This is a genomic window from Cohnella sp. GbtcB17 (genome assembly GCF_019091135.1).
Taxonomy (GTDB): Bacteria; Bacillota; Bacilli; order Paenibacillales; family Paenibacillaceae; genus Cohnella.
In genome coordinates this window covers 47,941-61,562 of record NZ_JAGXJW010000030.1, presented here as the reverse complement: position 1 = coordinate 61,562, position 13,622 = coordinate 47,941, and the positions used below count along the sequence as shown (strand labels likewise).

Below are 13,622 nucleotides of genomic sequence, written 5' to 3'. Positions count from 1 at the left end.
AAATGAGAATGGCAACCGATTGGCAAGACTACGAGCTCATCGACACCGGCGCGGGGGACAAGCTGGAGCGCTGGGGCGACGTGATCTTAAGACGCCCCGACCCGCAGATCATCTGGCCGCTCGCCAAGGAATCCGCCGACTGGCAGCGACCCGACGGCCACTATTTTCGCAGCTCCTCCGGGGGCGGCCAGTGGCAGTTCAACAAGCAGTTGCCCGAGCGCTGGACGATCTCCTACGGTCCGCTCCGCTTCCACATCAAGCCGACCAACTTCAAACACACGGGCCTCTTCCCCGAGCAGGCGGTCAACTGGAGCTGGATGATGAAGCGGATCAAGGAAGCCGGCAGACCGATTCGCGTGCTCAATCTGTTCGCCTATACCGGCGGGGCGACCGTCGCGGCGGCGGCAGCCGGCGCCGAAGTGTGCCACGTCGACGCGGCCAAAGGGATGGTCCAGTGGGCCAAGGAAAACGCGGCGCTCTCCGGCCTCGAATCCGCGCCCGTGCGCTACATTACGGACGACGTATTCAAGTTCGTGCAGCGCGAGCAGCGCCGCGGCAAGCAGTACGACGCCATTATCATGGATCCTCCCTCCTACGGCCGCGGCCCCGGGGGCGAGACCTGGAAGCTCGAGGACAGCCTGTACCCGTTCCTCGAGGAGTGCAAGAGCATCCTCTCCGACGATCCGCTGTTCGTGCTCGTCAACTCGTACACGACCGGCCTGTCGCCGACCGTGCTGCACAATCTGCTGCACATGTCGATCGGCCGCCGGCACGGCGGCAAGATCGATGCCGGCGAGATCGGGCTGCCGATTACGCGCAGCGGGCTGACGCTGCCCTGCGGTATATACGGACGGTGGGAAAGCGCGGAATAAACGTTAAAAAGCCGAACAACCGCTCCAAGCCTCGGGCTAGGGCGGTTGTTCGGCTTCTATAAGCTTGTCTCGTCGGCCGACCACAGCTTCGTTCGGCCATGCTCCATCGTCCACAGCCTGCCTGCCGGCATCCCCCGTCGTTCCCATTCGGCGTTCAGCCGGTCGAGCGCCTCCTTCGGCGTATCGTCGGCCAGCCGGAACGATCCGTAATGCATCGGTACGAAAAAACGCGCGCCGACATCCTCAAAGGTCTGTACCGCTTCTTCGGGCGTCATATGCGAGCCTCCCATGAACCATTCCGGTTCATAAGCCCCGATCGGAATAAGCGCCACGCGGATGTCTCCGTACTTCGCGCCGATCTGGCGGAAAGCACCATCGTAGCCGCTGTCTCCGGCGAAATACAAACTGTCCGAACGATGCCGCATCACCCAGCCGCCCCAATGCGACGAATTGGTATCCCATGGCGTCCGCCTCGTCCAATGCTTGGCCGGCACGAAGCCGAACGTGACGTCGCCGATACGCGTCTCGGACCACCATGTAAGCTCTTCGACGCGCTTGAAGCCTTTGCGTCTGAACCATGCGGCCAGACCGTCGGGCACAAGTGCGATAAAATCGCCGGGCAAACGGCGCAGGCTGCCCAAGTGAAGATGATCGTAATGCGCATGGGAAAGGACGACGACGTCGATCGGCGGTAGTGACGCGATCGGCAGACCCGGAGGTGCCAGCCTTGGGGCGAACCCCATTCGAGACGCCCATACGGGGTCCGTCACGATATTAAGTCCGCCAAGCTGCACAAGAAAGGTGGAGTGTCCGATAAACGTCAAGCTCGGCTCGCTTCGGTTCGCGGACAGTAAGGCCATATTCGGTTCGATACGGGAAACGACAAAGGACAGGTCTTTCTTTTTGGACCGGCGTTCTTTCTGCCACTGTCGCAGCTCCGCAAACGATTTGACGTTCGAAGAGCCGTCGGCATTTTCGTACTTTTTCGCCATCTTAACTCAATGCTCCTTTTAGACGCCGTCCTTTTCCTTCCATTGTATCAAGCCCCGCGTCCAAGTGCCCAGTCTCGGCGAAAACTTGTCCATCTGTCCGCAAAAAAGACGGCGCCGGATCGGCGCCGTCCCGCACTGAAACGCCGTCCAAGACCGACATACATAAGATCAGCTTTTCGCTTGCTTGACGCGATCCGCCAATTGCACCAGGTCCATCCCTTTCAACGCGCCTTCGATCAGCTCGGGCAGTTTGTCCGGGGAGCAGCCGAAGCAAGGGATGCCGTACTGGGCGAGCCTGCGGGCGACCTCCTCGTCGTAAGCCGGCGCACCGTCGTCCGAGAGGGCGAGCAGGCACATCGTACGAACGCCCGACTCGTGCAGGTCGCGCAGCCTGCGGATCATCTCCGTGCGATTGCCGCCCTCGTACAGATCGGAAATGAGCAGAAACAATGTTTTCCTGGGCTCGGTCACGAACGATTCGCAGTAGGCGACCGACTTGTTGATGTCGGTTCCGCCGCCAAGCTGAATGCCGAAAAGCAGATCGACAGGATCGTTCGCGCACGCCTCGCTCAGATCGACGACCTCGGTGTCGAACGCGACGACGCGCGTCTCGAGCGCGGGCATGCTGGCGAAGATGGATCCCGCGATCGACGCATAGATGACCGAATTCGCCATCGAGCCGCTTTGGTCGATGTCGAGAATGACCGTCCACTCCTTGCTTTTTCGCGCCCGGTCGAAAAAGTAAACTTTTTCCGGGATAAGCAGTCGTCTCTCGACGTCGTAATTTTTCAAATTGCTGCGGATCGTCTTGTCCCAGTCGAGTCCCGTCAGCGAGGGCAGCGGGGAATGGCGCCTTTTGTTCAGCGAACCGGTCACCGCGCAGGTCAGCTCCTGGGCCAGCCGCCGGACGATCTCGTCCACAACCTCGCGCACCAGCGTCCGCGCCGTCTCCTTCGTGCGCTCGGGAATTTGTCCGCGCAGCGACATCAGCGTCGCCACCATCCCGATGTCCGGCTTTACCTTCGCGAGCAGCTCGGGCTCGAACAGCAGCTTGGTCAATCCTTTTCGATGCACGGCGTCCGCTTGAATGACCGAGACGATGTCCGACGGAAAAAAGGAGCGGACGTCGCCGAGCCACTTCGCGAGCTTAGGCGCGGACGCGCCCAGGCCGGCCGTCTTCGCGCCGCCGCCCGCCGCGCCGGCTCCAGCCCCCGAACCGTCGGCTCCCCCCGTCGTTCCGTCGTAGATCGCGGCGAGCGCTTCGTCCATCAGCAGGCTTTCCTCGTCCAGCCGCGCGCCGGCGCCCGCCGCACCGCCTGCGTCCGCCAGCTTATCCTCCGCCGCAGCGCCCAGGATGAGCCGCCAGCGTTTCGTTTGTTCCGCATCGATCGTCGTCATCGGCTACAGGTCCCCGAAGTCGAATTCGTTAAGCTCATCCAATCGCTCCTTTTCTTCCTCGTCCAGCGGACGCTGCAAGATTTCACCCGACTGCTCCGCCCCCGTCCCCCAGATCTCGCCGAGCAGCTCGGCGATCGCCGCCTTCTCCCGCGGCTCGAAGGCGCCGAAGGCGCGCCGGAGGTAGACGAGCGAGCGCTTGAACGGTTCGGGCTCCAGTCCGCCGATATATTCGTCGAGATGCCGCCATAAATAGTCGCGCGACAGCAGCGCGTACCGGTTGCGCATCGCCAAGCCTTCGAACCAACCCGCGCCGAGATCGACCTCCATGCCCGGCGACAACCGGCGCGCGACCTCGCTCGAAAACGTCTCTTCGCCGGCTTCGTTGCGCTCGAGCAATATGGAAAACGCATAGCCGGACAGTCTCGGATTGCGGTCGTCGCGGACGGCAAGCGCTTTGAGCTGCTCCAGCCAGAGCGGCTCGTCGACCTCCGTATCATGCTCCTGCGCAACCGCGTTCATGGCGCTCATGGCCGACATCATTTCCGTCGCCGCGTCGTCGTTGCAGCCCGCGGCTTCCAGCAGCATCAGGCAGCCGCGCAGAAACAGCTGACGCAAGATCGGGAGCAACGGCGCCGTATCGATGCGCCGCACCGAGCCGTATTGCATAAGCACCGACAGTTCGCGCTGCGTTTGCGCGATTTGCGCGAAGCTGCCCGCATCGACGGCGAGCCGCTGCAGCGCCGCAACCGCTTGGCCCGCGACTTGGGGCAGGCCGCATTCACCCGCCTGCCGAATGAGCCTAGCGGCATCCGCCATGTTGTCGCAGGCGAGCAATTGCTCGTGTATCGCATAGGCCGCCGCCAATTCCACCGTTTCTCCCTTGATCGTCGCTTCGACGATCTCGATCTCGGCTTCGGGCGACCATTGCAGCACCCAGTGCTCGGCCCAAGTCGCGTCCGTCTGCCGCCGATGCTGCTTGCGGGCGAAGCGAATGCCCAGTAGCGCCAGGCGATGGAGCAGAACGGACCGATTGAGGTCGAGAAAAGCGGAATCCGCGGACTTCACGCTCCGGTTCTCGCGAAGATCGAGCGCAAGGTCGGCAGCGACCAGCGATTTGTACTTGCCCAACTTCAGCCTCGCGAGCTCGCGGTTCAGATCGTCCTGGATCGGCGTCTGGCTGACGCCCTCGGGCAGGCTGCCGATCGCCGTGCCGATATCCGTCCTTGCGAGCGCCTCGGCGACGACGGACAGCTCGCCGTGTCCGAACAGGATCGTGGCCGCGTCCCGCAGATCCTTCCAGGTCGGGTGCTCGCCATCATGCATCGCGGAGAGCGCCCCGGCGAGCCGCACGCCTTCGATGACCGATGCCGTCGAACGGTACGTCCCCGCTTCTCTCAAGCGCGCTGCGACGGAAGACAAATACAAGGCCGGCAGGCGATCCAGCTCACGCTGCCGCATGCACTGCCACATCAGCTCGAAGTACGCGGGCGCCGCGTTGCCCGCGCCGTAGCCCGAATGCGAGGACAGCTTGTAATAGGAATAGGGCATCAACGTCATTTTGGTCGGCACGCGCGGTAAAAGCGCAAGCTCCTCGTCGGTCATCGCCGGCAGCGACGCATTCAGCGCCGACGTATGGTAGGCGCCGGTCAGGACGACGATCCGGCCAGGATCGTGGCCGCCTTCCAGCGTCTCGCGGATTTTGCGCCGCATGAAGGCTTCCCGTATCTCGTTGTACGCCGCTTCATGCGGAGCGCGGCGACGCTCCTCGCCTGCCGTCCATGCCCTCATTTCTTCGGAAAACCGCGAGATCGATTGCCGGTAAGCGCCGTGTCCCAGCCGATGCTCGAAATGACGCTCCCAGTAAGATTCGAAGTCCGGCTCTCCGGCAAGCTCGGCGATACGGGCGTAAAAATCCCTTTGCAGCTCACCGGTATTCGTCTCGCCGGGCAAGCCTTCAAAGGTGTCCTCCGTCGAAGCAGGCACGCCGTCGTCGCTCTTGTTCGGCAGATCGGCCTCAGTCGACCGATCTTGCCGCAGCGCGTTCAGCGCAAGCGACACGTCGGTCGGCAAGTCGATCCATTCGGCTTCGCTGCCGTTGCGCGCAGCCCAACGCAGCGCCTGGTACTCGGGAGAATATTCGGCGAACGGATACAGCAGCGTCCGCACGGGCAGTTGCGCCGTATAGGCGAGCAGCGCCACTGGCGGCACGACGCCGCGCGCGACGAGCTGGCTTGCCAGCGCGCCCGCGTCGCTCGGCCCCTCGATCAGCACCGCCGTGGGCCTCACCTCGTCCAGCAGCGCGAGCAAGTGATAAGACCCGGCCGGCGACAAATGCCGAATGCCGAAAAAATGAGGTTCCCGCGCCCCGTTCACCGGTTCATCTCCGCACAGGCGCCGTACAGGCTCCGCCAAGAGGCCCCCCGCTTTTTCATGACATTCTCCAAATATTCCTTCCAGGCGATACGATCCTTCTCTTCGTCCTTCACGATCGCGCCCTGCAAGCCTGCGGCCACATCCTCGTCGCTGATACGGCCGTCGCCGAAGCTGCCCGCCAGCGCCATGCTGCCGGTCAGCAGCGAGATCGCCTCCGCCGTAGAGATGACGCCCGTCGGCGGCTTCACCTTCTCCTTGCCCTCGAGCGTCGTGCCGCTCCTAAGCTCCCGGAAAATCGTGACGACCTTGCGGATCGTATCGTCGTCCGGCTGCGCCGCCCTAAGCTCATAGTTCGACGAGATCTCGCTTACGCGTCTGCGCACGATGTCGATCTCCGTCTCCAGGCTCGCCGGCGCGGGCAGGACGATGATATTGAAGCGGCGCTTGAGGGCCGCCGACATCTCGTTCACCCCGCGGTCGCGCGTGTTGGCCGTCGCAATGATCGAGAAGCCGCGCTCGGCCGACGCTTCCCTGTTCAGCTCGGGAATCGCGATCGTCTTTTCCGACAAAATGGAGATGAGCGCGTCCTGCACCTCGGAGGCGCAGCGTGAGATCTCTTCGAAGCGGGCGATGCCGCCGCATTCCATCGCGCGGAAAATCGGGCTGCGGATGAGCGCCTGATCCGACGGCCCCTGCGCCAGGAGCATCGCGTAGTTCCAGGAATAGCGAACATGCTCCTCGCTGGTGCCCGCCGTCCCTTGTATGACTTTGGACGAATCGCCGTGAATCGCCGCGGTCAAATTTTCCGACAGCCACGACTTGGCGGTGCCGGGCTCTCCGATGAGCAGCAGCGCCCGGTCGGTGAGCAGCGTCGCGATCGCCATCTCTACCAGTCGTTTGTTGCCGATATACTTGGGCTTGATCGTCGTCGAACCGACCTGACCGCCCGTAATGAACGTAAGGACGGATTTGGGAGACAACTGCCAGCCCGCAGGTTTGACTTCCCTGTCCGCTTCCTTAAGCGCTTCGAGTTCCTCCGCATACAGCCGCTCCGCCGGCAATCTCAAGACATCTTGCTTTTGAGCCATCCCCATAGTCCCCTTCCGTTGTCCTCATCGGCCGCTTCCGGCGCCTGTTCGATGTCTTCGATCAGCGTCATCCACTCGCTGCGCAGCGACTCGTACGTCAGTTGCTCTCCGAACGCCCGCAGGCGCGGCACATACGATTTGGGCATGCTGGCAACGATTCGCCTCAACTGGCCATGCATATAGTACATATTTCTGGCCGCTCCTCGTTCGAGCAGCTCCATGAAGCGCTCCGGCGCTTCCTTGTACCGGATCCGGAACAACGTCGCCAGCATATCGGCGACTTGATTGCCGCCCCATTTGGCTTCGCGCAGCTTGCCCGTCAAATACGAGACGATCTCTTTGTCGGCCCGCAGGGCGAACATGCACACGAGTCCGGGCTGATCGAGCCGGATCCATAACGATACCCATCGCGGGTCCCAGGCTCCCTCGCGAACGATCGGCTCGCCATATTTCCTCTCGTCTTCGTCGTTGCCATCGCGATAGACGACCTCGCGCACGGCCGCGAGCAGCTCCTTGGCCGCCTTGGACTTCGTACCGGTCAATTGGCCGGCATAAAGTTCGTACAACTCGGTCGGTGACAACCTGCGAAATGCCGCCTTGAAGCCGTACCGGACAAACGGCGCTAAGCCGCCGTTCCCGAGCTCGATGGCGAGCCGGTCCGCTTCGGGAGTTTCCATCTCGAGCAGCAGGCCGGCGGCCGCTTCCTGCGCATTTTCCGTCTCAGGAACAACATAGGCGGGCGTGGACAACAGCTTGTGCACAAACGGGTAAACAACGGCCGCCATCTGCTTGCCCGCCCCTTCCAGCGCTTGCAGCACGATCAGCAGCTGCTCGGACGCCTCCGCCTTTTGTTTGGCCTCTCCGTTTAAATAGTCCGACAGCGCTTGCTCGCCGTGCCGGATGAGTCGTTCCAGCAGCTGCGGCGAACCGCTCTGCCTGATCGGCTCGACGGCCATCGCGTCGTCCTTGGCGACGGCGGCTTCGTACAAACGGTCCAGCGCCGGCGTCGTGCCGATGCTCGCGAGGGACGCGAATGCGGCTGCGCGAACGTCCTTCCGCTTCTCCCGGCTGAGCGCCAACAGGAGCGGCTCTTGCTCGGGGTATGCGCCTAAAATCGAAATCGCCGCCACCTTGACCTCCGGCGAGCCGGAAGATGCGCCTTCTACGGCGAGCTCTAGCATCGAGGTGCCAAGCTGCCGGTGGAGAAGCAGCAGCCTGCGGCCGTCCGCTTTTCCGCCTTGCAGGTCGAGCTGGCTCTGCAGCACGGGGACGGCGCTTGCGCCAAAGGCGGGAACCAGCTTGTCTTGCGCGAAATCGGCGATCTCCGAATAGCTGTCCTCGAGCGCCGCGCACACTGCCGGCAGCGCGCGCAGGTCCAGAAAGCTGCCGTCCTCGAATGAAGTGCGGATTTGCTCCAGCCGGCCCTGGCCTTTGGTCGTCAGCGCCTCGATAAACGGATGAAGCTTGCGAAATGGAGCGTCCGTCGCAAGGTCCACCCCCGCGCCCTGTACCGGTTGCGGCTCCCCGGCCATATCCGTCTTGCCCTGCGTATAAAGCACCGCGACGAGCAGCGTCGACAGCTCGAGCAACTTGGCGGCGCTGTCTTCCCTGCTGGCGGCGAGCAGCTCCTCCGCCGCAGTCGCCAGACGACCAAATACGGGCGCTGTTTCGCCCAGCTTTTTAAGCCCGGGCAGCAGCTTGTTGATCCGCAGATCGTTCGCCGCCAAGGCGCTTCCCGCGATGAACAGACGCCGCGTCTCTTGCTGCAGTTCGAACAAAATATCGATGCTCATATCCGTTTCACCTCTAGTAAAGGAGCCGAATGATTCGGCTGTCCGTGACGATACTCATTAACTGCGCGCTCAGGCGGTTGTCGTCCAGCCGGTGACTAAACATGACCAGCGCCGCTTGATCCCTCAGCTCTTTTTCGCCGAGCAAAGCAATCAAGGAGGACGTCTTCCTCCCGTTCGAGGCGAGATCCGTTATCGGCAGCAACTTGCCTTGCGCATCCCGAAGGCAAAAACCGTCCGCCGTCTCGTCGATCGAGCGATACGCGACCAGCATGACGGGCGTTTTATCCGCCAGCGGATTTTTAATGATGTTTTTGACCTGCTTGACGACATCCGCATAGGACGAGGCCGCCGTCGCCTTGACCTTGGAGAAGTCGCCTTCATGCGCATCCCGCTGCGTCGACGACTCCCACCGCACTCTCGCGCCGGCCTCGCCCGGATAAACGAACAGCTCCTCCGTTCGAACGACCGCGCGGACGGTGTCCTCTTCCTTGAGTGCCCGGGCAGCCCGGAACGGACGCAAATGCCGCGTGCTGCGAATCGTGCCGTCGCCAAGGTCCGCCCACCAGCCCGCATCCACGAACTCGCCGCGCGCCGCATCCGCATACGACAAAAACGAGAGCTGCAGCAGCTCGACGTTCGGCTGTACACGGCCGTATTCGCGAAGCTCCGCCAGCTGCCAGGCATGGCCGAGCTGTTCCTCCAAAGAAGAGTCCGTTTCCATCGGCAGCTCCGGATCTTCCATTCTTTTTGTCAAATAGGAAACGCCCTTCTTCGCCAGCGAATGAAGAAACAGAAGCTGCTCCAACGCCCGCGAATAAATCGCTTCGCGATCTCCTTCCGCTTGCATCGTATGTATGAATTCCCTCAGCTTGGCCTGCACGCCGGGAATATAGTGGTTGCCAAGCTGCTTCGCCTGATCCTCGATCATCCGGACCGTCTTTTTGTCCACGCTGCCAAGCCCCGATTGAACGACCTGCTGAACGAGCTTTTCCAGCAAACGAAGCCCTTCAAGCTGGCTGGCGATTTTTTTGACGAGCGCGGACTTGTTTACTTTGCGTTTCGCTGCCGGCGCCTCCCCTTCGGAAGCTGCCGCGTCCTTCTTTTTTTCTTCGCGTTTTTCCGCCTTGTCTCGCTTGTCGGCGATATCGGGCGGGACAGCCGCGGCCGTAAACGGGCTGCCCATCGCGCGGGCATACAGCAATCCGAGCGCATGCTTGCACGGAAATTGCCGGCTCGGGCACGAGCAACGAAATACCGGGCTCGCCTCGTTGACGAAGTCGACGGAGCATCGGTACGGTTCCTTGCCGCTGCCCTTGCATTCTCCAAACAGCAAAGTCCCATCCGGACTTTCGTTCAGCAGAGGGAAACTGTTTTTCTTGACCAGGTCCCTGCCGTTCTTAATCGCGCCGGCGTTCGGCGCCAAGCTGTCTACGTAAGCTTCCGTAATGTTGGGCATCTTCGACCTCGCAATTCCGTTATGACTTTACTTTTCAATTATATGCTAAAAATGGTTGTCTGCCGTTATAACTTCTTCTATTACCCTCTAAATTGGAAAAATAATCAGTACTTTCGTACAAAAAAATAAGCCGAAGGCTCGGCTTGGAAATGAAAAATAACGTATTCGCATTGACATGAACGCTTCATGAACGCTTCATGCCCGACTTCGGCTTCAGGAAGTCGCTTGAATGGCGGTCGACTCTTCGCCGGACGCGATTCGCTTCTTGTCTCGTGTGCCGGACACCTTGCCGATCAGATAGACGAGCAGTTGGCGGTTGTGGGCTGACAGCCGGTCAAGCGAGCGGTTCACGATGTCGCTGCGGATGCGAAGACCGCGTTCGCGCTCGGTATGGCCGAAGTCGGTCGTGCTGATCCATACGATTCGGCGATCGTTCTCGTCGCGGGTGCGCTTGACAAGGCCATTGCGCTCCATACGGTCGAGCAGCGTCGTCACAGCCGCCGGCGTCGTCTCCAGATGCGGCAGCAGCTCGGAGGGCTTCATCGGCTCGTTCGCCTGCAACAGCTCCAATACTTGAAGCTGACCTCCTGTCAGCTGGGGGGACATTTCCGCCTCCATCTGCGATTGCCAATCCTTCGAAAGCTTCATCCAGCTTTTCACGAACTCTGCAGCCGGTTCCACCTCTGGATCACCTCTCCTCTTTGAAATTGATGCCGACGAATCTCTTCTCCTTTAATTATATGCAAACCCGATGTCGAAAGATAGATTAAGCGCATTAATGATTTACGTCATAAATCCGCACGGTATGGTACGGGACGACAGCCTATGACATATAATGCTGACAGTTGGCGGTACGCTGCCGCTGCGTGCGGTTGAAAAGAAGGAGAGGTCTTCATGGCTGTAGAGGACGAACGCATACGGATGATCGGCATCATGGCGCGCGAAGCCGGTATTATAGATGATCCGGGGTGGCTCAACCGGCTGACGGAGCCGGTCCCCCTCTGGTTCGTGTTGGAAATGATGCTGAAGTGGATTGACCGTTACGATCCGCAGGATGGCCCATATGATTGAGGCTGTATGAAAAAGCAGCACCGGACAAGAAACATCCGGTGCTGCCTTTTTTGGGGCTAAATCATCCCGCGAATGATTAACCCGCTGCTGCGATTTATTGCATTTGCGGCGGCAGCGGCTTGAGGAAAGTCTCGGCCAGCGGATCGTTCCGATCGATCGCGCCGACGAGCTTACCGGTGCCTCTGCGATCTTCGAGCGGCGTGCTGTCGGAGCGGAACTCGCCATACGAACCGCCGGCCGTCGCCGTCACGATGCCCACGTCGTCTTTGACGTAATAAGCGGAGACGATACGCGTGCCGTTCGGACGCACGCGCTTGCCCTCCTTGATCTCAAACGTCTGGATGCCTTTGCCCCCGCGGCCCTGCGGCGGATAATCGAGCAGCAGCGTGCGCTTGGCGTAGCCGTAGTCCGAGATGACGAGTATCTCGCCTTCGTCGCCCGATACGTGGAGTCCGTCGGTCACGGCATCGCCCTCGCGCAGCTGGATGCCCCTGACGCCGCCGGCGACGCGGCCTTGGAGGCTGACGTCCGCTTCCTGGATGCGGATGCTGAGCCCCTGTTCGGTCACGAGCAGAATCTCCTGCGGCGTATCGCTGCGGAACGCCGAGCGAACCTCGTCGCCCTCCGCGACCTTGACGGCCGCGATCGCCGCGCTCCGGTTGGTCGCGTATTCGGCCATGAGCGTGCGCTTGACCTGACCGCGTTTGGTGACGAACACGAGCGCCGGCCCCTGCTCGCCCAGATCGGCCAGCGTCTTCCACTCGCCGGCCTTAACCGGGATGACGGCCATGATCCGGTCGTCCTTCGGCAGCGCAATGAGATTGACGATCGCCGTCCCGTTTTCCTTCCACTTGAACTCGGAGATCTGATGCACGGGCAGCTGGTAATACATCCCCTTCTGCGTGAACAGCAGCAGCGAATCCAGCGTGTTCAGCTGCAGGCTCCAGCGCAGCTGGTCGCCTTCCCTGAGCCCGGTGCTGCCGAGATCGCCGCCGGACCGCGTGAACGACAGCATGCTTGTGCGCTTCACGTAGCCGTGGCGCGACAGCGTCACCAGCACTTCCTCGGCCGGCACGGTCACTTCGAGATTGACTTTGAGCTCCTCGACCTCGCCCTGGATGACGGAGCGCCGGTCGATGCCGAACTTGCCCCGGATCTCGCCGAGCTCGTCCTTGATGACGCCCATCAGCTTCTTCGGATTGTTCAAAATGCCGCGAAGCTGATTGATTTTTTTCATCGTGTCTGCATGTTCCTTCTGGAGCGAGTTGATCTCCAGATTGGTCAGCCGGTAAAGCTGCAAGGTCAGGATCGCATCAGCCTGGCGTTCGGAAAATTCGAACTTCGCGACCAGATTGTTTTGCGCATCCTGGCGGTTTTTGGATGCCTTGATGGTCTCGATGACGGCGTCGAGCAGGTTAAGCGCCTTGACGAGCCCTTCGAGCACGTGTGCACGGTCTTCCGCCTTCTCCAGATCGTACTGCGTCCGGTGCGTGACGACCTCGCGCTGGTGCGCGATGTACGCGTCCAGCATCGCCTTGACGCCAAGCTGGCGCGGCGCCTTGTTGACGATGGCGACCATGTTGAAGTTGTAAGCGACCTGGAGGTCGGTTTTTTTGAGCAAATAGGCGAGAATGCCTTCGGCGTCCGCGTCCTTCTTCAGCTCGATCACGATGCGCATGCCGGCTCTTCCGCTCTCGTCGCGAACCTCGGCGATGCCTTCGACCTTCTTCTCCAGCCGCAGCTGATCGATCGTATTGACGAGCTTGGACTTGACGACCTGGTACGGAATCTCGGTCACGACGATCTGCTGCTTGCCGCCGCGCATGTCCTCAATCGCCGTCTTGGACCGCACGTAGATGCGCCCTTTGCCGGTCTCGTATGCTTCGCGGATGCCGTCCTCGCCCATGATCCGGCCGCCGGTCGGGAAGTCCGGTCCGCGCATGATCTGCATCAGATCGGCGACCGTCATATCGGGATTGTCGATGAGTGCGGTACAAGCATCGATGACCTCACGCAGATTGTGCGGCGGAATCTCGGTGGCGAAGCCGGAGGAGATGCCGCTGACGCCGTTGACGAGCAGGTTCGGATACCGCGCGGGCAGCACGACCGGCTCCTTGGTCGTGTTGTCGAAGTTGTCCTTGAACAGGACGGTGCGTTTGTCGATGTCCCGCAGCAGCTCCATCGCGATCGCCGACAGGCGCGCTTCGGTGTACCGCATGGCTGCCGGCGGATCGTCGTCCATCGAGCCCCAGTTGCCGTGGCCGTCGACGAGCGTGTGCCCCATCTTCCACGGCTGCGCCATGCGCACCATGCCGTCGTAGATCGAAGAGTCGCCATGCGGGTGATAGTTGCCCATGACGTCGCCGACCGTCTTCGCCGATTTGCGATACGGTTTGTCCGGCGTGTTGCCGGAGTCGAACATCGCGTACAGGATCCGGCGCTGGACCGGCTTCAATCCGTCGCGAACGTCGGGAATCGCGCGGTCTTGAATGATGTATTTGGAATAGCGTCCGAAGCGGTCGCCAACGACCTCCTCCAAAAACGCAGGCAAGAAGTTCTCGAGCAAGCTCATAAAAGTC

At 61.3% G+C, this 13,622-nt stretch carries 10 protein-coding genes; 2 read left to right on the top strand and 8 right to left on the bottom strand.

Annotated elements, in window-relative coordinates; all coding sequences use genetic code 11:
• The first annotated feature begins 2 nt into the window (after positions 1-2).
• Positions 3-872: a class I SAM-dependent methyltransferase gene (locus KVT38_RS17555; protein ID WP_217595039.1), complete on the top strand. Its 870-nt coding sequence runs from the start codon at positions 3-5 to the stop codon at positions 870-872.
• A gap of 56 nt (positions 873-928) precedes the next feature.
• Here KVT38_RS17555 and KVT38_RS17550 read toward each other — a convergent pair whose 3' ends face one another.
• The 7 genes from KVT38_RS17550 to KVT38_RS17520 form a co-directional block, all read right to left on the bottom strand.
• Positions 929-1,864 carry an MBL fold metallo-hydrolase gene (locus KVT38_RS17550; RefSeq protein ID WP_217595038.1) on the bottom strand — a complete coding sequence of 312 codons (936 nt, stop codon included), beginning with the start codon at positions 1,862-1,864 and terminating at the stop codon, positions 929-931.
• Positions 1,865-2,032: 168 nt separating this feature from the next.
• A complete protein-coding gene (locus tag KVT38_RS17545) occupies positions 2,033-3,262 on the bottom strand; it encodes a VWA domain-containing protein (RefSeq protein ID WP_217595037.1) in 1,230 nt (409 codons plus the stop codon).
• Between the two features lie 3 nt (positions 3,263-3,265).
• A complete protein-coding gene (locus KVT38_RS17540; protein WP_217595036.1) occupies positions 3,266-5,635 on the bottom strand; it encodes a DUF5682 family protein in 2,370 nt (789 codons plus the stop codon).
• Positions 5,632-6,723: an ATP-binding protein gene (locus KVT38_RS17535; protein WP_217595035.1), complete on the bottom strand. Its 1,092-nt coding sequence runs from the start codon at positions 6,721-6,723 to the stop codon at positions 5,632-5,634. Before KVT38_RS17535 ends, KVT38_RS17540 begins: the two co-directional genes overlap by 4 nt.
• Positions 6,699-8,516, bottom strand: a complete 1,818-nt coding sequence (locus tag KVT38_RS17530) for a HEAT repeat domain-containing protein (protein WP_217595034.1) — start codon at positions 8,514-8,516, stop codon at positions 6,699-6,701. The genes KVT38_RS17535 and KVT38_RS17530 overlap by 25 nt, the downstream gene beginning before the upstream one ends.
• A gap of 13 nt (positions 8,517-8,529) precedes the next feature.
• The gene (locus KVT38_RS17525) at positions 8,530-9,972 is read right to left on the bottom strand and encodes an SWIM zinc finger family protein (RefSeq protein ID WP_217595033.1); all 1,443 of its coding nucleotides are present in this window, start codon (positions 9,970-9,972) and stop codon (positions 8,530-8,532) included.
• Positions 9,973-10,185: 213 nt separating this feature from the next.
• Positions 10,186-10,653 (bottom strand): MarR family winged helix-turn-helix transcriptional regulator, encoded by a 468-nt coding sequence (locus KVT38_RS17520; RefSeq protein ID WP_368859117.1) that lies wholly within the window; start codon positions 10,651-10,653, stop codon positions 10,186-10,188.
• A 213-nt stretch (positions 10,654-10,866) separates the two neighbouring features.
• Here KVT38_RS17520 and KVT38_RS17515 point away from each other — a divergent pair, with 213 nt between their 5' ends.
• Complete coding sequence (locus KVT38_RS17515; protein WP_217595032.1) at positions 10,867-11,043, top strand: hypothetical protein; 177 nt, start codon at positions 10,867-10,869, stop codon at positions 11,041-11,043.
• Between the two features lie 94 nt (positions 11,044-11,137).
• Here the strand turns inward: KVT38_RS17515 and gyrA are convergent, their stop codons facing one another.
• Complete coding sequence (gyrA, locus tag KVT38_RS17510) at positions 11,138-13,615, bottom strand: DNA gyrase subunit A (protein ID WP_217595031.1); 2,478 nt, start codon at positions 13,613-13,615, stop codon at positions 11,138-11,140.
• Positions 13,616-13,622: the final 7 nt, after the last annotated feature.